This is a genomic window from Mammaliicoccus sp. B-M6, assembly GCF_022386965.1.
GTDB classification, from domain to species: Bacteria; Bacillota; Bacilli; order Staphylococcales; family Staphylococcaceae; genus Mammaliicoccus; species Mammaliicoccus sciuri_A.
In genome coordinates this window covers 1-2,218 of the sequence record NZ_JAJNHJ010000066.1, presented here as the reverse complement: position 1 = coordinate 2,218, position 2,218 = coordinate 1, and the positions used below count along the sequence as shown (strand labels likewise).

Below are 2,218 nucleotides of genomic sequence, written 5' to 3'. Positions count from 1 at the left end.
GCACCTGCAAATGTTGGTGAGAGTGTCTTATCTTTATATTGACCTAGTTCTTGATAAATATTGTCTAAAACATCTTTGAAAGTTTGATTATCTTGTGAAAGTTGTTCTTTATATTTAATCAATAGTGCTGCTGTTTGTATCGCATCTTTATCTCTTGAGAAGTCTTCTACTAAATAACCATGGCTTTCTTCGAAAGCTAAGACTAGTTGTGATTGTTTTTCTTCTAATTGCTTTAATTGTTCTGAGATGTATTTGAAACCTGTTAACACATTGATAACTTCAATGTTCAATGATTGTGCTAATTTTTCACTTAAAGCACCTGTTACGACAGATTTAATCATGTATTTATGTGCATCACTTGTTAATTGCGCATGTCTTAGTTTAATGAGTAATAGTCCAATCTCATTACCATTGAAATATCTTGTTGTCCCATCTTCATAACGTTCAACAATACCGATTCTGTCAGCATCTGGATCAGTTGCGATAATGAGTTGCGCCTGTTCTTTCTCAGCTAATTGTTTACTTAAATCAAATGTATCTGATTCTTCTGGATTGGCTATACGCACTGTTGGAAAATCACCGTTAGGTGTAGATTGTTTTTCTTCAACAACATAGTTTGTATATGACAAATCTTCAAGCACATCAGACAATAAAGGCAGACTTGTGCCATGTAAACTTGTTAAAATTGTTTTTGTTTCAGCTGATTCAAATGAACCAACAAGATTTTTAACCGCTGCTTTATAAGCTTTAGTTGTTTCATCTTTAAATGGTAAGATCAGTTCGCGTTCTTGTAACGCTTCAAAGTCGTCTGTTTGTATATTTAATGGGTCTTCTACTGTATCAATATAACGGCTTAATTCTAATGAAGGCTCTGTTAATAACTGGCCACCATCTGAACCATATACTTTAATTCCGTTATAATTCTTAGGGTTATGGCTTGCCGTAATCATAATACCCGCAGTTGTTTTCAAGTGTCGTACTGCGAATGACAGTTCTGGTGTTGATTTGTATGTTTCTGGCAAGATAACTTCAATACCATTGGTACCTAATACTTTCGCGATTTCTATCGCAAATTCTTTAGATAAATGACGTGTATCAAAATGAATCACGATTTTAGGCGTATTTGAAATATACGTTAAATATTTAGCTAAACCTAGCGCAAACTTTTGAATCGTGAATTTATTCAATCTACCTGGTCCTATACCGAAGGTACTTCTAATACCAGCTGTTCCAAATGATAAGACATCTGTAAATCCAGCTGCTACTTCTTCTTCTGTTTGAACATTATGAAACTGTTCAACTAAGCTTTCAGATATTCTTTCTTCCCATTGTGCTCTCAAAGTTCTAGCTCCTTTACTTAAATATCTAATGTTTGAATATAGCGTTTAATTTCATCACGCATTTCTTCATCTTTCAATGCGTACTCTATCGTCGTCTTCACAAATCCAATTTTTTCTCCGACATCATAGCGTTGTCCTTCAAAATCATACGCGTAAACTTTATCATCTTTATTTAAACGTTCGATCGCATCTGTTAATTGAATTTCTCCGCCACTACCTTCAGTTTGATTCTCAAGATAATCAAAGATTTCAGGAGATAAAACGTATCTACCCATAATCGCTAGATTTGATGGTGCAGTTCCTTGTTCAGGTTTCTCCACAAAACGATTCACTTCGTATAAACGACCATCTTGTGAATTCGGGTCAATGATGCCATAACGATGTGTTTCTGATTCAGGTACCGTTTGTACACCAATTACTGATTTCCCTGTTGCTTCATATTGTTCCATTAATTGTTTAATAGCTGGATTATCCGATTCAACAATGTCATCACCTAACAATACTGCGAAAGGTTCATTTCCAATAAATTGCTTCGCTGTGTGAATTGCATGTCCTAATCCTTTTTGTTCCTTCTGTCTAACATAGAAAATATTCGCTAATTCTGTTGAATATTGAACTTTATCAAGTAATTCAAGTTTTCCTTTTTCATATAAAGTTGTTTCAAGTTCCTTTTGAATATCGAAATGATCTTCAATTGCGCGTTTATGTTTACCAGTTACAATGATAATATCTTCAATTCCAGCACGTGACGCTTCTTCTACAATATATTGAATTGTTGGTTTATCTAATATTGGTAACATTTCTTTAGGCATCGCTTTTGTAGCAGGTAAAAATCTTGTTCCTAAACCTGCAGCAGGTATAATTGCTTTTTTTATTTT

At 34.1% G+C, this 2,218-nt stretch carries 2 protein-coding genes; both read right to left on the bottom strand.

What is annotated here, in order from left to right; genetic code table 11:
* The coding region (locus LQ693_RS13280; RefSeq protein WP_239703264.1) for a phospho-sugar mutase at positions 1–1,340 on the bottom strand (1,340 nt) is incomplete at its 3' end.
* A 17-nt stretch (positions 1,341–1,357) separates the two neighbouring features.
* On the bottom strand, positions 1,358–2,218 hold an 861-nt coding region (gene galU, locus LQ693_RS13275; protein WP_204187366.1), incomplete at its 5' end, for a UTP--glucose-1-phosphate uridylyltransferase GalU.